Origin of the sequence: Paraburkholderia sp. BL23I1N1, from assembly GCF_003610295.1 — a bacterium.
GTDB lineage: Bacteria > Pseudomonadota > Gammaproteobacteria > Burkholderiales > Burkholderiaceae > Paraburkholderia.
This window is the reverse complement of record NZ_RAPV01000001.1, coordinates 1173238-1191282: the sequence shown is the minus strand read 5'-3', so window position 1 is coordinate 1191282 and position 18045 is coordinate 1173238. Positions and strand designations below refer to the sequence as shown.

General features: G+C 61.7%; 14 protein-coding genes and 2 pseudogenes. 11 read left to right on the top strand and 5 right to left on the bottom strand.

The window, feature by feature from the left end:
* The first annotated feature begins 187 nt into the window (after window positions 1–187).
* The 3 genes and pseudogenes from B0G76_RS05610 (at window position 188) to B0G76_RS05600 (ending at window position 3749) form a co-directional block, all read left to right on the top strand.
* The gene (locus B0G76_RS05610; protein WP_120290746.1) at window positions 188–1579 is read left to right on the top strand and encodes a PLP-dependent aminotransferase family protein; all 1392 of its coding nucleotides are present in this window, start codon (window positions 188–190) and stop codon (window positions 1577–1579) included.
* 304 nt (window positions 1580–1883) lie between these two features.
* A pseudogene (locus B0G76_RS05605) lies at window positions 1884–2096 on the top strand (chemotaxis protein); the annotation flags it as partial.
* Window positions 2097–2168: 72 nt separating this feature from the next.
* Window positions 2169–3749, top strand: coding sequence for a methyl-accepting chemotaxis protein (locus B0G76_RS05600; protein ID WP_120290744.1), 1581 nt, complete (start codon window positions 2169–2171; stop codon window positions 3747–3749).
* A gap of 49 nt (window positions 3750–3798) precedes the next feature.
* Here B0G76_RS05600 and B0G76_RS05595 read toward each other — a convergent pair whose 3' ends face one another.
* Both B0G76_RS05595 and B0G76_RS05585 read right to left on the bottom strand, forming a co-directional pair.
* On the bottom strand, window positions 3799–4179 hold the full coding sequence (locus B0G76_RS05595) for a DUF5594 family protein (RefSeq protein WP_120290742.1): 381 nt from the start codon (window positions 4177–4179) through the stop codon (window positions 3799–3801).
* 879 nt (window positions 4180–5058) lie between these two features.
* A complete protein-coding gene (locus B0G76_RS05585) occupies window positions 5059–5958 on the bottom strand; it encodes a LysR family transcriptional regulator (RefSeq protein ID WP_120290738.1) in 900 nt (299 codons plus the stop codon).
* Window positions 5959–6126: 168 nt separating this feature from the next.
* On the opposite strand from B0G76_RS05585, the gene B0G76_RS05580 reads away from it, so the two are divergent.
* From B0G76_RS05580 to B0G76_RS05555, 6 genes and pseudogenes are all read left to right on the top strand, one after another.
* On the top strand, window positions 6127–8247 hold the full coding sequence (locus B0G76_RS05580; RefSeq protein ID WP_120290736.1) for a 3-hydroxyacyl-CoA dehydrogenase NAD-binding domain-containing protein: 2121 nt from the start codon (window positions 6127–6129) through the stop codon (window positions 8245–8247).
* 91 nt (window positions 8248–8338) lie between these two features.
* Complete coding sequence (locus tag B0G76_RS05575; RefSeq protein ID WP_120290734.1) at window positions 8339–9547, top strand: acyl-CoA dehydrogenase family protein; 1209 nt, start codon at window positions 8339–8341, stop codon at window positions 9545–9547.
* A gap of 11 nt (window positions 9548–9558) precedes the next feature.
* Window positions 9559–10689: an acyl-CoA dehydrogenase family protein gene (locus B0G76_RS05570; RefSeq protein WP_120290732.1), complete on the top strand. Its 1131-nt coding sequence runs from the start codon at window positions 9559–9561 to the stop codon at window positions 10687–10689.
* A 187-nt stretch (window positions 10690–10876) separates the two neighbouring features.
* On the top strand, window positions 10877–11080 hold the full coding sequence (locus B0G76_RS05565; protein ID WP_120296226.1) for a DUF2970 domain-containing protein: 204 nt from the start codon (window positions 10877–10879) through the stop codon (window positions 11078–11080).
* Between the two features lie 15 nt (window positions 11081–11095).
* Window positions 11096–12758: pseudogene (locus tag B0G76_RS44510) on the top strand (nitrite/sulfite reductase).
* Window positions 12745–13296, top strand: a complete 552-nt coding sequence (locus B0G76_RS05555; protein ID WP_259460512.1) for a DUF934 domain-containing protein — start codon at window positions 12745–12747, stop codon at window positions 13294–13296. Before B0G76_RS44510 ends, B0G76_RS05555 begins: the two are co-directional and overlap by 14 nt.
* A 79-nt stretch (window positions 13297–13375) precedes the next feature.
* On the opposite strand, the gene B0G76_RS05550 is transcribed toward B0G76_RS05555, so the two are convergent.
* Window positions 13376–14803: a PLP-dependent aminotransferase family protein gene (locus B0G76_RS05550; RefSeq protein WP_120290730.1), complete on the bottom strand. Its 1428-nt coding sequence runs from the start codon at window positions 14801–14803 to the stop codon at window positions 13376–13378.
* A 1063-nt stretch (window positions 14804–15866) separates the two neighbouring features.
* Between B0G76_RS05550 and B0G76_RS05540 the strand changes: the two genes are divergently transcribed.
* Together B0G76_RS05540 and B0G76_RS05535 are read left to right on the top strand one after the other, a co-directional pair.
* Window positions 15867–16073 (top strand): type II toxin-antitoxin system VapB family antitoxin, encoded by a 207-nt coding sequence (locus B0G76_RS05540; RefSeq protein WP_120290728.1) that lies wholly within the window; start codon window positions 15867–15869, stop codon window positions 16071–16073.
* Window positions 16070–16450: a type II toxin-antitoxin system VapC family toxin gene (locus B0G76_RS05535; protein ID WP_120290726.1), complete on the top strand. Its 381-nt coding sequence runs from the start codon at window positions 16070–16072 to the stop codon at window positions 16448–16450. Before B0G76_RS05540 ends, B0G76_RS05535 begins: the two co-directional genes overlap by 4 nt.
* A 349-nt stretch (window positions 16451–16799) precedes the next feature.
* Here the strand turns inward: B0G76_RS05535 and B0G76_RS05530 are convergent, their stop codons facing one another.
* Window positions 16800–17090, bottom strand: coding sequence for a hypothetical protein (locus B0G76_RS05530; RefSeq protein ID WP_120290724.1), 291 nt, complete (start codon window positions 17088–17090; stop codon window positions 16800–16802).
* Window positions 17087–17569, bottom strand: a complete 483-nt coding sequence (locus tag B0G76_RS05525; RefSeq protein ID WP_120290722.1) for a DUF2778 domain-containing protein — start codon at window positions 17567–17569, stop codon at window positions 17087–17089. The genes B0G76_RS05530 and B0G76_RS05525 overlap by 4 nt, the downstream gene beginning before the upstream one ends.
* Window positions 17570–18045 lie beyond the last annotated feature (476 nt).

The following is an 18045-nucleotide window of genomic DNA, read 5'->3' as shown; positions in this document are numbered from 1 at the left end:
CGAAGGTTGCATATAGCCGGGGCGTCGCGGGTAATCGCCCTGAACCCCGCGATATCGCACCAGCCGAGTGCGATTTTCCCGCTGAGACGAGTCGGCGTGGTGCACTCATTCACCACAGACGATCAATCCGATCATTGATCGCATCCGAATGCGATCAATGATCATCCCCCCCAGCCGAAGGCTACAAATGAGCAGCCCGACACATCACTGGATCAAACGCCTCGCCGACACCCGCAAGCCGGCCTACCTCGCGATTCCCGATCTGATCGAAGAAGATCTCGCCACCGGCCGCCTGCGTCCACGCGACCGCTTGCCGGGGCTGCGCGATCTGGCCGAGGAACTCGCGCTGAACTACACGACGGTGGCGCGCGCGTATGCGGAAGCGCGCAAGCGCGGCCTGCTCGATTCGCGCGCGGGCAGCGGCACCTTCGTGCGTGGCCGGACCGCTACCTTGCCGCTCGCCGGCGGCAGCAGCATCGAGATGTCGATGAATACCCCACCCGAGCCGCCCGATTACGCAGCCCGTTTGCGCGATTCGGCAGCGCGCCTGATGAGCGGCAGCGATCCCTACCAGTTGCTGCGTTATCAGGACTTCGGCGGCTCGGCCGCCGACAAGGACGCGGGCGCTGCATGGCTGAAGCGTCGCGTGCCGCATTGCGACGCGCAGAACGTGCTGGTGTGCCCCGGCATTCATAGCGCGCTGGTGGCGCTCGTCTCGCAGTTGGCGCGGCCCGGCGGCACGATCTGTCTCGACACACTTGCTTACCCGGGCATCAAGGCCATTGCCGCGCAGCTTGGCGTGCGTCTGCAAGCCCTGCCGCGCGACGCCGAAGGTCCGCTCGCCCACGCCTTCGAAGCACTCTGCAAGACCGACAAGCCGAGCGCGTTCTATTGCAATCCGACGCTGCAGAACCCGAGCACGCTTACGCTCATGCACAAACGGCGCGAGGCGCTCGCCGACGTCGCGTTGCGCTACAGCGTCCCGATCATCGAAGACGATGCGTATGCGATGCTGCCGCAGAGTGCGCCCGATGCGCTCGCGAGCTTCGCCCCCGAACTGACCTACTACGTGACGGGTTTATCGAAGAGTCTCGGCGCCGGTTTGCGCGTCGCGCATCTGCACGCGCCAACTGCGAGGCAGACGCAGCGCCTCGCCGGCGCGTTGCGTGCGACAACCGTGATGGCGAGTCCGTTCACGGTCACGCTCGCGACGCAGTGGATCGTAGACGGCACCGCGCTCGATATGCTCAACGCGATCCGCAATGAATCACGCGCACGTCAGGCGATCGCATCGCGCATGCTTGAAGCGTGGCCTTACGAAGCCCATCCGGACGGCTTTCATTTGTGGTTGACGGTACCGGCCGACAGCGGCTGGAGTGCTTCCGAACTCGCGTTGCAACTGCGCAATCAGGGCATTGCCGCCGTTGCGGGGGCGGCCTTTTCCACCGACGGCAATCCCCCGAACGCAATGCGTGTGTGTCTCGGTGGCTCAAAAACGCGCGACGAATGCCAAGAGGCACTGCGCATTGTGGGCGAGACACTCGACCATCCGCATCATCTGCATTCTCCAGTGATGTGAAACCGTCTGCCCGCATCGACACATAGCCTCGCATAGCGTCATACCCGCCGCTATTGTCATACGAATACAGCGCCCTGCAATTCACTGCCGGGGCGTTGTTTCGGCATCCATTGAAAACCCCGCTGCGCTCGAAAAAACGTGTAGCATCGCGGCGCGCCGCCACAAGCGGCGTTGCCGGCCGTGGTCAGAAACTGAAAGCATTACCCGCTCAAGTCCCCACTGCCTACGCCGTATACCGCGTATGAGGCTCCCGCCTCACCGACTACGGCTTACTGCTTACTGCTTACTCCGAAAGACTCCCGACATGTTCTCCTCCATTCGCGCGCGCATCGTCGCCCTGTGCGTCGCCATCGTTGTGGTTGCGCTCGCTGCTAACGCGGCTCTCAACTATGTCGTCGCCAACTCGTATAACGCCGATGCCATCGAAAGCAGTCTGAACGCGGTCGAAAGCGGTCATGCGGACGGCATCGCCGCGAATAGGCAGATGATCAACCCGCTGCAGGACGCTGCGCTGCAAGGCCAGGCCGTGAGTCTTGCCAGTGCCGTCACGCAATTCAAGCTGGACTAAGGCGCACCAAAGGAAATCGCAGTGACGTTCTATAGAAATCTGAAGATCGCCGTTAAGTTGGCGCTGCTCGGCGCGGTGCTGCTCGCCGCCACGACGGTGGTGGGTCTGGAAGGCTGGCACGCCTTGTCGAATACGCATGCATTGCAAATCCAGTCCGCGCAAACGCTTGGCGAGTATGCGCAAGCCGCCGACACCGCACGCGTCGCCCAGGTCGAATTCAAGAAGCAGGTGCAGGAATGGAAAGACCTGCTGCTACGCGGCGCGGATCCGGCTGCGTTCGCCAAGTACCGTGACGCATTCAGCAAGGAAAGCGGCACGACGCACGCCGCGTTGCTGCGATTGAAAGATCAACTGAGCGCATTGGGTGCCAACGTCGACGGCGTCGATAAGGCGCTCGCCACGCACGCCTCGCTGCAGGACAGCTACCTCGACGCGCTCAAACGCTATGACGCGACCGATCCGAATACGGCGCACGTGGTGGACGGTCTGGTCAAAGGCATCGACCGCGCGCCGACCGCCGCGATCGACGACATCGTCGCCTCGGTGATGCGGCAGGCGCAAGACTCGAACGCGCGCACGGCCGAGGCCGCGGAACACGCGTACACGCTTGCCAGCGTGCTGCTTCTGTCAGTCGTGATCGGCTCGCTCGGCGTGGGCACGTTCGCGATCTGGTTCCTGAGCCGCAGCATTACCTTGCCGGTCAAGCAGGCGGTGGGTGTCGCGCAAGCGGTTGCGGCAGGCGATCTGCGCGCCGACGTCGCCGTGGCGAGCCGCGACGAAACCGGCCAGTTGCTGGTCGCGCTCAATGAAATGAATCAGCGCTTGAGGCATATCGTCAGCGAGATTCGCGAAGGCGCGCACACCATCTCTTCAGCGACGCAGGAGATCGCGGCGGGCAACCTCGATCTGTCGGCACGCACCGAACAACAGGCTGCGTCGCTCGAAGAAACCGCCGCGTCGATGCAGCATTTCACCGACTCGGTTCAGCGCAACGCCAGCAACGCACGCGAGGCCACCACGCTCGCGCAAACCGCCGCGCAAGCGGCGCGCGATGGCGGCGTCGTGATGACCGATGCGGTACGCACGATGGGTCAGATCGACGCGGCGTCCAAGCGCATTGTCGACATCATCGCGGTGGTTGAAGCGATCGCCGCGCAAACCAATATTCTGGCGCTCAACGCCGCCGTTGAAGCGGCGCGCGCCGGCACGCAAGGGCGCGGTTTCGCGGTGGTCGCGAGTGAAGTGCGCAGTCTCGCCCAACGTTCCGCCGATGCCGCGCGTGAGATCAAGGCGCTGATTCGCGAGTCGGTTGCCACGATCGACGCCGGCACGCAGTTGATCAATCACGCCAGCAATACGATGGACGGTGTGGTGCAAAGCGCAGGCAGCGTGACGCGCATCGTCGAGGCGATTGCGACGGCCAGCGTCGATCAGGCTGCGGGTATTGCTGAAGTCAACGATGCGGTTACGCAGATGGATCAGGTGACGCAGAGTAATGCGGCTTTGGTCGAGCAGGCTGCCGCCGCGGCTGATGCGGTGCAGAGCAAGGCATCGGGGTTGGTGCAGAGTGTGAGCTTTTTTCGGATCGGTGTGGCGGGGTGATTGTTTGCCAGATCGGCGTTGTTTTTTCGACGCCGGCTGGGTTCGTCGCTCAGGATTCGAAATCGAGTCCGCCGATTAGGGCCGTCGGTTCGCCTTGTGTATGCGATACGAAATCCAGCTCGCGCACGTGGCGCCAGGCTTCGAGCTTGCGTGGCAGTGCGGCGAGATAGCCGGCGAAGCGTGTCGGCCCTTCTGCTCCCATTAGACGCTCGATTTCGTCGCTGTCCCAGGTTAGGAATAGATTTAATGGGTGTGGGTAGTGGCCCAGGCCCTCGATCGGTGATGCGTGGATTCGCACGCGGGTGGGGTGGCCTTGGCCGCCATAGGGCAGTACTTCCGTGTGGATCGTTGTGGCGAAACAGGCTGCAATTGCCTCGGCTATGCGGGGCGCGAAGTGTTCGTCGAAACGGGTGGCATTCTCGGGGCGCATCTATGTCTCCGACGGTGTTTCTTGCTGATGTGTGAGGGATCGTAGCATGCGGTTTTGGTTTGGGGTTTTGTTGGCCTTTCCTTGAATTGTTAGTGGTCTGTTAGCGTTGCCCCTGTGCGGGGCGGCACCTACTTTTCTTTGCCTGCCGCAAAGAAAAGTAGGCAAAAGAACGCGGCTCACACCGCTAATTTTTAAGCGGGTCCCTCGCACAGTTGCGGTAGTGGTGCATTTGGAATCTGTGTTCTCGCACACTCAACGTGAGTGACAAAGGGCTCATTCGCTCCCACTCCGCACTCCGTGCGTCGCGGATGGGTTTGCCACGGAAATCAAGGGGTGTACTCACCGCGCGCGTTTGTTTCGTTGGGCGCGATTTGCGCGCCAGCGAATTACGACACTGACCAGTGCGGCGAGGCCCGCAGTGGCCGCGTAGCCCGCAACGCGGATGGCGTCCTCGCCCGGAAGGCGCGAGACCAATACCGTGGTGATTGCGATTGCAAGCAGAGCGAAAAATGCGATTGTCCATTTCATCTGCGTCTCCCCTGAAATGTGTTGTGCCGCGAAGCGTACGGCTATCTCGCCGTTGGCTCTTTCAAAAATGGAGTGGGTAGGAATTTGCACACTTTTTAAGCACTTCGAGGTGCGTGGGCGACAATGCCCCACCCCTAACCCCGCCCCAAGGCGGGGAAGTCCTCGCCGCCGGACGGGCTCGGGGGCAGGCGCAGCAAGACTTCGCCAGCCCCAAGCCCTCTAGCTTGTTTGGGAAAGCGAGCGCGTCAATGGTTCGCTTCGCCGGACGTCCCGTCCGCCATTGACCCACTCATTTTCCCGTCCGACAACCCGCGTTACCCACTCGAAATTCGAAAGAGGCTCGCCGTTTTGTTAGCCTCTTTCACTTCCGCGCGCCCGGTCCAGAATGAATTCGATAAAACTCGCCGCCGCGCGCGTGTGATGACGATTCGGCATATAGAGCATGTACATATTCGTACCGAAAATGCTGAGACGCCATTCATCGAGCGCCGTCACCACGTCCCCACGTCGCAGGTCGTCCTGCATCACATAATCCGGCACCAGGCCGACACCCAGGCCGGCCAGCACCGCCTGGCGCAGAAACAGAAAGTTCTCCGAAATAATCGTCGGCTCCAGCAGCACTTCGTGGCGTTCGTCGCGCAAATACGCCGCCACGCGCAACTGCCTGCCGGCCACCGCCGACGTAATCAACGGCGCCGTGCGCAGATCGTCGAGCCGCACCGGCATGCCGTGGCTTTCGGCAAATTCCGGTGAAGCACAGGCAACGTATCGCACCGGCCCCATGTCGCGTGCAACGAGATTCTGCGGCGGTTCGGACATCACCCGAACCGCGATGTCGACCTCGTCACGCATCAGGTCCTCAACGCGATTCTCGAACATCACGTCCAGCACAATCCCCGGATAAAGACGCTTGAACGCAATCAGCCAATCCGACATCACTAATTGCCCGTAGCCGCTCGGCACACTCAGTCTCACCCGCCCCTGCAAGCTCTGCCCAAGCGTGGCAACCGACTCGCGCGCGGCCAGCAGCGCGTTCTGGATGGTGCGGCCATGCTCGTATAACTGCAGACCGATTTCAGTCGGCTCGACCCGGCGCGTAGTGCGCCTCACCAGCTGCAAGCCAATGGAGCGCTCCAGTTGGTTCAGGTGGTAACTCACGTTCGCACGGCTCATTTTCAGCCGGCGCGCAGCCTCGCTCAGGTTGCCCGCATCGAGGATATCAACCAGCAAAGTCAGTGAATTGACGTCCATGAGAGGGTCTTTGTCAAAATAATTTTGACAGTCTGTCAACGGTCTATGTAATTGTCAATAATCCTTGACCAACCCACAATCTAAACATTCGCCAGACCCGGTATGCCCCGATTTGGCCCCAACGTGGCCCATTGCGGCCTGGAAACAAAACAGTCAGGAGACGACACGATGACCCTCACCCCTTCCGCCGACGTTGTCACACGTGAATTGCGCGGCAAAGTCCTGCTGGTCACGATCGACCACGCGCCGGTCAACGCGTTGTCCGCCGACGTGCGGCGCGGCCTGCTCGCCGCCATCGAAGCCGCGGATGCCGACAAAGCCGTCGAGGCGGTGCTGATCGTCGGCGCCGGGCGCAATTTCATCGCGGGCGCGGACATTCGCGAGTTCGGCAAACCGCCGGTGCCGCCCTCGCTGCCGGACGTGTGCAACCGCATCGAAGCATGCGCGAAGCCGGTGGTGGCCGCGATTCACGGCGCCGCGCTCGGCGGCGGCCTGGAAGTGGCGCTCGCCGCGCACTACCGGCTCGCCGTGGATGGCGCGAAGCTCGGTTTGCCCGAAGTGCAACTCGGCCTGCTGCCGGGTGCTGGAGGCACGCAGCGCACGCCGCGCCTGATCGGCGCGCAGGCAGCCCTCGACCTGATTCTGAGCGGCCGCCACGCCGGCGCGAAAGAGGCCCTCGCGCTCGGCCTCGTCGACCGGCTCGGCAGCAGCGACGACATCCTCGCCGAAGGACTCGCCTATGTGCACGAATTGCTGGCCGCTCACGCTCCGGTGCGGCGCACGCGCGATGCCGCCGCATTGAGCGACTGCGCCGCGGGCCTCGCCGCCGTCGCCACTGCGCGCACGGAAACGGCGAAGAAATCGCGCGGTCTGTTCTCCCCGCTCAAAATCGTCGATGCCGTGGAAGCCGCCGTCGAACAACCCTTCGAAGACGGCCTGCGGCTCGAACGCAAACTGTTCCTGGAATGCATCGACAGCCCGCAGCGCGCCGGGTTGATTCATGCGTTCTTTGCCGAACGCGAAGTCCTCAAGGCACCGGAAACACGCGATGCAAAACCACGCGCGTTGAACAAAGTCGGCGTGGTGGGCGGCGGCACAATGGGCGCGGGTATCGCCGTCGCGGTGCTCGACGCAGGCTTGCCGGTGACGATGATCGAACGCGACGACGCGTCGCTCGCGCGCGGCCGCACCCACATCGAAAAGGTCTACGACGGCCTGATCGCCAAAGGCCGCATGAGCGCGGAGAAGAAAGCCGATGTAATGACGCGCTGGCAAGGCAGCACCTCGTACGACGCACTCGCCGACGCCGATCTGGTGATCGAAGCCGTATTCGAAGACCTGTCGGTGAAAAAAACCGTGTTCGCCGAACTCGATCGTGTCTGCAAAGCCGGCGCGGTGCTCGCCACCAACACCTCGTATCTCGACATCGACGCGATCGCGGCCAGCATTTCGCGCCCCGCGGATGTAATCGGCCTGCACTTCTTCTCCCCCGCCAACATCATGAAGTTGCTGGAAGTGGTCGTGCCGAAGCAGGTCAGCGCGGACGTGGTCGCCACCGCGTTCGAGCTCGCGAAGAAGCTGCGCAAGACGCCGGTGCGTGCCGGCGTGTGCGACGGTTTCATCGGCAATCGCGTGCTGGCGGTGTATCGCAGCGCAGCGGACGCGATGATGGAAGACGGGGCCTCGCCCTATCAGATCGATGCGGCCGTGCGTGCGTTCGGCTTCCCCATGGGTCCGTTCCAGGTGGTCGATCTGGCGGGCGGCGACATTGGCTGGGCCTCACGCAAGCGGCGCGCCGCCACACGTAATCCGCAAGCACGCTACGTGCAGATCGCCGACCGCATTTGCGAACGCGGCTGGTTCGGCCAGAAGACCGGCCGCGGTTTTTATCTGTACCCCGAAGGATCGCGCACCGGGACGCCGGACCCCGATGTCGAGGCCATTATCGAAGCCGAACGCGGACGCGCCGGTGTTAAGCCACGCTCGTTCACCGACGAAGAAATCATCCGCCGCTACATGGCCGCGATGATCAACGAAGGCGCTAACGTCGTGCACGAAGGCATCGCGCTGCGGCCGCTCGATGTCGACGTGACCTTCCTCTATGGCTACGGCTTTCCGCGTTATCGCGGCGGTCCGATGAAATATGCCGATACGGTGGGCCTCGCCACGATTCTGGCGGACATCCGCGAGTTCGCCAAAGAAGACCCGCTGTTCTGGCAAGCGTCGCCGTTGCTGGTCGAACTGGTCGAACGCGGCACCGATTTCGCGAGCCTCAACCAGCCGGCTTGAAACGGCTCGTTGTTTTGGAGCATGCTCGACCGGTGGCGACTTGATCGCCCCCGGCACGCAGGACCATTGAATACCGAGGAAAGAACCCGCCATGGATCTGAACTTCACCCCCGAAGAAGAGGCTTTTCGCACCGACGTGCAGCGCTTTTTGCGTGACAAGCTCCCGCAGCGTCTCGCCGGCAAAGTACACGGCGGCCGCCGCCTCACGCGCGACGACATGGCCGAGTGGCACGCGATTCTCAACGCGCAAGGCTGGCTCGCCAATCATTGGCCGAAGGAATACGGCGGCCCGGGCTGGAACGCGGTGCAGAAATTTATCTTCGAGAATGAATGCGCCTTGGCGGGGGCACCGCGTGTCGTGCCGTTCGGCGTCAACATGCTCGGCCCGGTGTTGATCAAATACGGCAGCGAAGCGCAAAAACACCACTGGTTGCCACGTATTCTCGATGGCTCTGACTGGTGGTGCCAAGGTTACTCGGAACCAGGCGCGGGCTCTGACCTCGCGTCGGTCAAGACCACCGCGGTACGCGGCAGCGACGCACAAGGCGAACACTACATCGTCAATGGTCAGAAGACCTGGACCACGTTTGGCCACTACGCAAACATGATCTTCTGCCTCGTGCGCACCGCCACCGACGTGCGCAAGCAGGAAGGCATCAGCTTCCTGCTGATCGACATGAACACGCCAGGCGTCGAAATGCGCCCGATCATCACGCTCGATGGCGAGCACGAAGTCAACGAAGTGTTCTTCACCGATGTGCGCGTACCCGCCGAGAACATCGTGGGCGAAGAGAACAAGGGTTGGACCTACGCCAAGTACCTGCTCACGTACGAGCGCACCAATATCGCGGGCGTCGGCTTCTCGGTGGCCGCATTCAACCGGCTGCGCAAGATCGCCGCGAAACAGCAGCGCAACGGCAGGCCGCTGGCGGACGATCCGTCGTTCGCGGCACGCATGGCGCGCGTCGAGATCGATCTGGAGAACATGAAGACCACCAACCTGCGCGTGATCGCGGCGGTGGCCGGCGGCGGCGTCCCCGGTGCAGAGAGTTCGATGCTGAAGATTCGCGGCACGGAGATCCGCCAGGAAATCTCCTCGCTTACACGTCGCGCGATGGGACCGTACGCGCAGCCGTTCTTCGAGGAAGCCTTGTACGACGGTTTCGAAGGCACACCAGTCGGCCCCGACGAAGCCGCAAGCGCTGCCTCGCTTTACTTCAACAACCGCAAGCTGTCGATCTTCGGCGGCTCCAACGAAATCCAGAAGAACATCATTTCCAAAATGATCTTGGGACTGTAAGGGGCAACGCCATGAATTTCCAGCACACTGAAGACCGCCGCATGCTGGCGGATACGCTCAATCGTTTTGTCGCCGAGCAATATGGATTCGACACGCGCGACCGGATTGCGCGCTCGCGCGAAGGCTTCAGCGCTGATCTGTGGAACCGCTTCGCGGAACTCGGTATTATCGGCGCGTTGTTCGATGAAGCGAATGGAGGCTTTGGCGGCGACGGTTTCGATATCGCCGTCGTGTTCGAGAGCCTGGGTCGCGGCCTCGTGGTCGAGCCGTTTCTCGATACGCTAATCGTCGGCCAGGCGCTCACGCGTGGCGGCAATGAAACGCAAAAAGCGGCGCTTGGCGATTTGATGGACGGCTCCCGGATCGTTGCGCTCGCGCATGGTGAGCCGGACGGCCACTACGAACACTCACGCGTGATCACACGTGCAGAACGCACCGGCAACGCGTGGACGCTGAATGGCGCGAAAGCAGTCGTTCAGCAAGGCGAAAACGCGTCCCTCTTTCTCGTCTCCGCGCGCACGGACGGCGCCGACGACGCCGAAGCGGGCATCACGCTCTTTCTCGTCCCTCGCGACGCCGCGGGTGTCAGCGTGCGCGGCTATCCCAAGATCGACGGCGGCCGCGCGGCCGAGGTCACGTTCGACAACGTCACCCTCGCCGATGACGCCTTGCTCGGCACGGCCGGCGAAGGTTTTGCGACGCTCGAATACGCGATCAGTTGCGGTGTGCTTGCCTTGTGCTCCGAAGCGGTCGGTGCGATGGATGTCGCGAAGGACCACACGCTTGAATACCTGCGCACGCGCAAGCAGTTTGGTGTGCCGATTGGCAGCTTCCAGGCGTTGCAGCACCGGATGGCGGATCTGCTGCTCGAGATCGAGCAGGCGCGATCGGCGGTGATCAATGCCGCTGCGGCGCTTGGGGCGGAACGCACCGTCCGGGAACGGGCGGTGTCGGCGGCTAAATACAGTATCGGCAGGATTGGGGGACGGGTCGCAGAGGAATGCATCCAACTGCATGGCGGTATCGGCATGACGTGGGAGTTGCCGCTGGCTCACTACGCGAAGCGCCTTGTCGTGATCGATCATCAGTTGGGCGATGAGGATCATCATCTCGAACGGTATATCGCGCTCGGCAGAGATTGAGACCTGGTTGATATTTCCGGCCATGACGCTGGGCCGACCCACCCCAAAGCGCAACACAAGCTACGAGGACGCCAACCTGCGGCAGATTGTCACCCATTGCTTACCCAGTAATGCCCGAATCTGCTGCTGTTTTTGATTCCCGAACGGCTCCATGATCAACGCAACCCAGATCAACCGGAGCCGAACCATGGAATTCCTTCGCCTCACCCGCATCGTTCTTTCGAGCTTCTTCGGTGTGCGCAAGCGCGCATCGCATGAAGCCGACTTTGCCAATATCAACATTGTCCTGCTGCCGTTCGTGGCCGTATTCCTGGCGGCCTGCATTGGCGCGATCATCTTCGGCGTGGTGCACCTCGTCGCGCATTCGACCAGCACGATGCAGGGCCTCTGAACGCGGGAGCGCCCTATGTACGAATACGACAGCATTGATCGGACGCTCGTTCTTGAGCGGGTCGAGCAGTTCCGCGATCAGGTGGCGCGCCGGATGTCCGGGGAGCTGAGCGAGGAAGAATTCTTGCCACTGCGTCTGCAGAATGGCCTCTACATGCAGAAGCACGCGTACATGCTGCGCGTCGCCATTCCCTATGGCACGCTGCCGGCCAATCAGCTCCGCAAGCTCGCCCATATCGCACGCACGTATGACAGGGGGTACGGCCACTTCACGACCCGGCAGAACATCCAGTTCAACTGGATCAAGCTCGAGGAGACGCCGACGATCCTCGAAGAGCTGGCGACCGTTGACATGCATGCGATCCAGACGTCCGGCAATTGCGTGCGCAACATTACCACCGAGCAGTTCGCCGGTGTCGCGGCCGACGAGATTCTCGACCCCCGGCCGCTCGCCGAAATCCTGCGACAGTGGTCAACGCTGAATCCCGAATTCGGCTACCTGCCGCGCAAGTTCAAGATCGCGATTTCGTCATCCGCGAAGGACCGGGCCGCCGTGCGCATGCACGATATCGGCATCTACGTATACCGTGACGCCGACGGTCAATTGATGCTGCGCGTTTTCGCGGGCGGTGGACTCGGGCGCACGCCAATTCTCAATTCGATGCTGCGCGAAGACCTGCCGTGGCAGCACATGCTTACCTACGTCGAGTCGGTCCTGCGCGTGTACAACCGCTACGGCCGGCCGCAACAACAAGTACAAGGCCCGCATCAAGATTCTCGTACGCGAGCTCGGTATTGAACGCTTCGCAAGCGAGGTCGACGAAGAATGGGCGCATGTCAAGGACGGCCCCGCCACACTGACGGTCGCGGAATACGAGCGCGTCACCACCCATTTCCGCGCGCCGGCATACGATCCGGCCGCAGGAGGAGCCGCCCCGCTCTTCGACCATCTGCTGTCCACCGAGCCCGATTTTGCACGATGGACACGCCGCAACGTTCAGCCACACAAGGTCCCCGGCTATGCGTCCGTTGTCATCTCAACAAAGCCGGGACTTGCCATGCCGCCAGGTGACGTCACGGCTGACCAGATGGACGTTATCGCGAACTGCTCGGAATGGTTCGGCCGCGAGGAGATCCGCGTCGCGCATGAACAGAACCTCATCCTGCCTGATGTCGAAATGTCGGACCTGTACCCGCTATGGCTCGCGCTCGATACGGTCGGGCTTGCAACACTGAACATCGGCCTGATCACCGATATCGTTTCGTGTCCCGGCGGCGACTACTGCCCGCTCGCGAATGCGAAGTCCATACCGATTGCGCAGGCGATCCGGCAGCGTTTTGACGACTTCGATTTCGTCCATGACCTCGGCAAGATCTCGCTGAATATTTCAGGCTGTCTTAACGCCTGCGGTCACCACCACATGGGCAACATCGGCGTCCTCGGCGTCGACAAGCAGGGCGAGGAATGGTATCAGGTGACGCTCGGCGGGGCACAGGGCAAGGATGCCGCAATCGGCACCGTGATCGGCCCGCCCTTCAAAGCCGAGCAGATGCCAGACGTCGTGGAGCGCATCGTCGACGTCTTCCAGCGCGCGCGCCACGCCGACGAATCGTTCAGCGAAGTCATCGCGCGCCTCGACATCACACCGTTCAAGGAGCGCGTTTGTGCAGACCACTGAGGTTACCGAACTCACGCGTCCGCGCGTCATTCAGCTGTCCGAGAAAACGCCAGTCGTCGTCGACGATCTGTGGACCATTGTGCGAGACGAGGCCGACGCACGGCAACGCATCCAGACGCGCGGCGAGGCATTGAAGCACGTGGTGCTGCCGGTGAATGTCTACCTGGAAGCCCAGCGGTTCGACGCCAGCACGCTCGCCGCGACCGGCGCATGGATTCCGCCGCAAGCCGACTTCGAACTGTGGGCGCCCAGCCTGCAGGGTGCCCACATGATTGCGGTCGACTTCCCTTCGTTCCGGGACGGTCGCGGTTTCAGTATTGCCGTGATGCTCCGGACGCGCTATGGCTACCGCGGCGAACTCCGCGCGATCGGCGACGTGTTGCGCGACCAGCTTGAATACATGCGGCGCTGCGGATTCAATTCGTTTGCGGTGCGTCCAGACAAGAGCATCACGGATGCCCTTAAAGGCTTCAGCGAGATCACCGTGCGCTACCAGGGCGACGCCAACGATCCAACGCCGCTGTTCCGGCGCCGATAACCGGACCGGTTGGCCTCGAGCGCGTCAGCCGTCTGCCAGCGTCGTTTTTACGGTTGGCGACAGGTCGTCGGCTGGAGGATCAGATGCCGCCGCGCACGGCCGGGTCGTCGAGAATCTCGCCGAGAGCACGTATGGCTTTATCAATCTGGACACTCCATGGATGCCCAAAGTTGATCCGGACGCAATTCTGGAACGCGTGCGTGGCGGAGAAGATCGGGCCGGGCGCGATGCTGATGCCGTGACTGATCGCGAGCCGGTGAAGGGCCATCGCGTCGACGGCATCAGGCAATTGCAGCCAGAGAAAGTACCCACCGGCTGGCGTCACCCAACGGACCTCACGCGGCAGGTGACGTCTGAGCGCCGCTTCCATGGATGCCAGTTGGGTCTGCATCGCCGCCCGCAGTTTGCGCAAGTGGCGATCATAGCCGCCGTGCTCGAGATAGTCCGCGATACCTGCCTGCGCGGGACTGCTGGCCGACAGTGTGGTCATCAGCTTGAGCCGCTGCACGCGATCAGCGTACCGGCCAGCCGTCGCCCAGCCGATGCGGTACCCTGGCGCCAGCGTCTTCGAAAACGAACTGCAGTGCATAACCAGGCCTTTCCTGTCGAATGCCTTCGCTGGCAGGGGCCGGTCACGGCTGAAGTGCAGCTCCTGATAGACGTCGTCCTCGATCAGCGGCACATCGCGTTCAGCGAGCATGTCGACGAGCGCCTTCTTTTTCTCGTTGGAAAGCAATACGCCGGTCGGATTCTGGAAGTTCGTCATGAACCAGCAGGCGCGGATCGGATGCTTGTCGAACGCTGCGGCCAGCGCGTCGAGGTCGAGGCCTGTGACCGGGTGAACCGGAATCTCGACCGCCCGCAGATCAAGTCGCTCGATTGCCTGCAGAGCCGCGTAGAACCCCGGAGATTCGACAGCCACAACATCGCCCGGCCGGGTGACCGCTGTCAGGCACAGATTGAGCGCTTCGAGCGCGCCATTGGTGACGATGACCTCGTCGGCCGACACCGACATCCCGGTAGCAACGTACCGCATGCCGATCTGGCGGCGCAGCTGATCGTTGCCGGGCGGAAGATCCTCGACCGTGCTCCATGGGCTGAGCGCGCGCGTACCTTGGGTCAGCGACTTGAACAGACGCGCCGATGGGAACAGTAAAGGCGAAGGGAAGGCAGAACCGAGTGGCACGATTCCCGGGTGCTTGGCTGCGTCGAGCACCGAGAACACCAGGTCGCTAATATCGACGCGTGTCAATTCGGCGGGCGCCGATGCGCTCTGCAAAGCGCCCGGTTTGACCGATGCGCCCGGTGTGACGAAGTAGCCCGAACGCTCCTCGGCGCGGACAAGCCCCCATTCCTCGAGCAAGTAGTAAGCGCGAAAAACGGTCGACTGGCTAACACCCCATTGCGCGATAATCTGGCGCAGCGATGGCAGTCGCGAGCCGATGGGAATCTGGCCGGACCGTATGCCATCGGCCAGCAAGTTAGCGAGAGCCTCGTAGCGTTTCATGGTGGGTTTCTTGGATGTTTATCCCATGTTAGATCGCCGTCGCCGGCCGCCATGCGATGTACAGTCGCACACTGCGCGCCCGGCGAACCTGTTTGCAGGCTGTCCGTGGCAGTGCAAATCGGCGTGGTCGGTTTTGGCTCGAAACACGCGATGTCCGAGCGCAGTGTAAGCGAGAATGAGCCGAACGATGATGACCACGCCTGCCAGCGTGAATGCCTGACTGTAATGGGGAGCTGCAGCCTGCCAGATAGTCGCGCCCGGCGGTTGTCTCGACCCCGAACAGCCTGTCGTACGCTGGGAGCGAATGCCCGTTAAAAAGCCACCGGCCGGACACTTGCGGACGACGGTCACTTATCGCCGCGTCGACAGGCTTTGCGAACATTTGCGCTTGCGCGGAGTTGATTGACTACACCAATCAGCTGACCATTAGCCGTTTGGGAATTCCTGAGCAATCAAATTCGCACGCAAAGTCGCGAACTGATTCGTCATATCACTAAGCAGGTAGAGATCTCGACGACGGTTCGTGGGCTGCGAAGCCTGAGAATCGTAGTCGACGGGCAGCGTGATCTCCCGCGCGGCGTACGCGGACATGCCAAGTGACCTGGAGGTCTGTATAGCGCTCTTGGCCTGATCCCGATGGGTGTCGCGTTACGGCTCGTCCATGCATACATCGATACCGCGGGCCGCTAACGCGTACTCGGTCGTACTTCGCACGTTGACCGGATCAAGTTGTGTTTCTCTTTATAGACCAGCTCCGCCCAATGGACGTGTGGGTTGGGCATGGCAAGGGGGCGCCCAGGCAGCAGGCCGTGGGAACGCGTGATCCGATAAACACGCTTTGCATTAACGCTTAAACAGGCGAAACTGATTGCCGACTTGCCTACGTATGGCCACCGGCATGTCAGGGCGCGGCTGCGGCGAAGCCGAGACGCGCAGGATCAGCCTCGCGAGGCGAGCAACGCTTGCGCCCCGCCCGCAACCGGCCAACTCGCAGGAAGTCGGATATTGCCCCGGCTGATGCTATAATTGATGCCCATATGCATCAACCGAGGAGCAGACTGTCATGCGGACCACCGTTACGATCGACGACACACTCTATCAGGAGGCGCTGGATCTCGCCGACCCTGGCACGGACAAGACTGACCTGTTCCGGACCGCGATGCAGACGTTCGTCCGCGTCCAGGCAGCCAAGCGCCTCGCCGCGCTCGGCGGTACCGTCCCCGAAATGGCAGATGTCCCACGGCGTCGACCCGAGGCCGACGGACAGTGAACGTACTGATCGATACCTCGGTGTGGATCGACCATTTCCGCCGACGCAACGAGTCCCTGGTTCATCTGATCACCACCGATCAGGCGCTTACCCATCCGCTCGTGCTCGTTGAACTCGCGTGTGGAACCCCGCCAGCGCCACGGGCACGCTCCCTCCACGATATCGGCCTGCTGCGGCACGCACAGCAGGCGACATGGAGCGAGGTCATGCAGTTCATCGAAACCGAGCAGCTATATGGCCAGGGTTGTGGCGGCGTCGACCTGACGCTGCTGGCCTCGACCTTGATGACCCCTGGCGCCCAGATCTGGACGATGGACAACCGGCTCGCCACGCTCGCGCGACGGCTCGGCGTTGGCTACCCGCGCGACGCGCATTGAATACCCCTCGATCATCGGGATTGGTCAGGATGAAGGTCGCGGCGAGCGCCGGCAGACGGCGCTTTTTGAATACGGCACGTCGAATGCGGCACGTCTGTTGACCAGAAAGCGGGCCGCCCCGTATCGCACCACGATGCTCAGGGTTGGGCGAAAGGATTTGTCATACGGTGTGCACAATTTCAAGAGACGCGAGGCCGGAATCCGGGTCAAGGGCAGGCGCAGCGAAGCCTTGACGCGCTCCGCTTGCGGAAAATGGACAAGGGTTGCGGGCGATGCTTCATCGCCCGCAACCTTGGAAATCCGCTTTTTGCCCCGTGCGCGTCAACCTGCTGACGCAGCGAAATACGTGTCAGGACCTCCTGCGACGCCGCACAAGGCAGCGACGAAAGGCTAAGTTAATTCCCGCCAGGACGAGGCCAACAAGCGCCGAGCATGCGACGAATAACATGATGGCCGCAATTGTCTCTATGTCGTCCGTGTTGTCGAACTGGACGCTGCCTGTGATCCTGATGCCCGCCCTGATCGCGGAGTCGAGCCATTGCGGCATCTCATAGGGAAGCGTGGCAACGAATTGCGCGAGCCACCAGCCGCCCACGATCGCAACGGCGATATTCGCCAAAACAAAGACCGCCCTCTTCATTTCACATCCACGGTGCCGTACGCCTTGGACCCGCTGCCCGGCACAGGCGTGTCAGGTCCTCGCGAGCGCAAGTAAGTCGCCAAGCTCTCGAACTGCTGGGGGTTGACGACTGTGATGCAGCCTTCGCTCAAATGCAGCGGCCCCATTGGATGAAGCCGAAACGACCCGCGCTTGACGCCGTTGACGACCGTTGTGTCGCCCGTCTTCGGGTTCCAAAGCGTGAACCATTTGCGGCGGTCAGTCGCCCCAACCCCATGCGCGTCCCAGAAATCGTGGAGCGCGCCGAGGCGGCCACCCGATTGCCGGTCGATGATGTAATAGTTTCCGGGCGGAATCGGGCCGATGTCTTCTTTATCGGCGGCGACGGGATTGTCTCGGCCGCTCTTTTGTCCAGAAAACGCAGTCATCAAGCCGACGCCAGGACAAGAGAGAACCGACGTTTGCTGGCGGTTAAGAGCGAACGTACATCTAATTGGCATAATTTCCTTGTCTTCCGAAGAACCAATAGCTGTTTCGCGAGGAACAAAGGCGGAATATTAGCACCGGTTAATCGACGACAAAACCGCCCGCCAACGGGTTGCCGACGTCACCAAACGATTTTCCAGAAGAAAATACCGAATAACCGAAAAATCCCAAAAGAGCTAATCAATGGGGTTCCATTTGTCGTTCGATCGAAACGGAAAGAATACTCAATATGCATATTGACGCTTCCGATTCCCAGTCTCTATTTTTCCGAGCGATTGTGATTTCAGCCGCTTAAAGAAGGAAACTTTCGCCGCTTCGGCTTGTTGTCAGGCACTAAAACTTTTTGGGTATCCGTATTTGCTGGTTGATGCCGCCGTTCTTGGTTGCATTGCACCAATTGGGCGCTGTAGCTTTGCGTCCTCCGGCGGACGCATTTCGACCCACAAGCGCCATTAAGCTTGAGCCAATGGATGGCGGCTTTCGGCACAAC

Excerpts from the sequence above, each read along its gene's own strand:
- B0G76_RS05550 (WP_120290730.1), bottom strand. The coding sequence starts at position 14,803 with ATGAAACGCTACGAGGCTCTCGCTAACTTGCTGGCCGATGGCATACGG.
- B0G76_RS05595 (WP_120290742.1), bottom strand. The coding sequence starts at position 4,179 with ATGCGCCCCGAGAATGCCACCCGTTTCGACGAACACTTCGCGCCCCGC.
- B0G76_RS05565 (WP_120296226.1), top strand. The coding sequence starts at position 10,877 with ATGGAATTCCTTCGCCTCACCCGCATCGTTCTTTCGAGCTTCTTCGGT.
- B0G76_RS05585 (WP_120290738.1), bottom strand. The coding sequence starts at position 5,958 with ATGGACGTCAATTCACTGACTTTGCTGGTTGATATCCTCGATGCGGGC.
- B0G76_RS05580 (WP_120290736.1), top strand. The coding sequence starts at position 6,127 with ATGACCCTCACCCCTTCCGCCGACGTTGTCACACGTGAATTGCGCGGC.
- B0G76_RS05530 (WP_120290724.1), bottom strand. The coding sequence starts at position 17,090 with ATGAAGAGGGCGGTCTTTGTTTTGGCGAATATCGCCGTTGCGATCGTG.
- B0G76_RS05570 (WP_120290732.1), top strand. The coding sequence starts at position 9,559 with ATGAATTTCCAGCACACTGAAGACCGCCGCATGCTGGCGGATACGCTC.
- B0G76_RS05575 (WP_120290734.1), top strand. The coding sequence starts at position 8,339 with ATGGATCTGAACTTCACCCCCGAAGAAGAGGCTTTTCGCACCGACGTG.
- B0G76_RS05540 (WP_120290728.1), top strand. The coding sequence starts at position 15,867 with ATGCGGACCACCGTTACGATCGACGACACACTCTATCAGGAGGCGCTG.
- B0G76_RS05525 (WP_120290722.1), bottom strand. The coding sequence starts at position 17,569 with ATGCCAATTAGATGTACGTTCGCTCTTAACCGCCAGCAAACGTCGGTT.
- B0G76_RS05610 (WP_120290746.1), top strand. The coding sequence starts at position 188 with ATGAGCAGCCCGACACATCACTGGATCAAACGCCTCGCCGACACCCGC.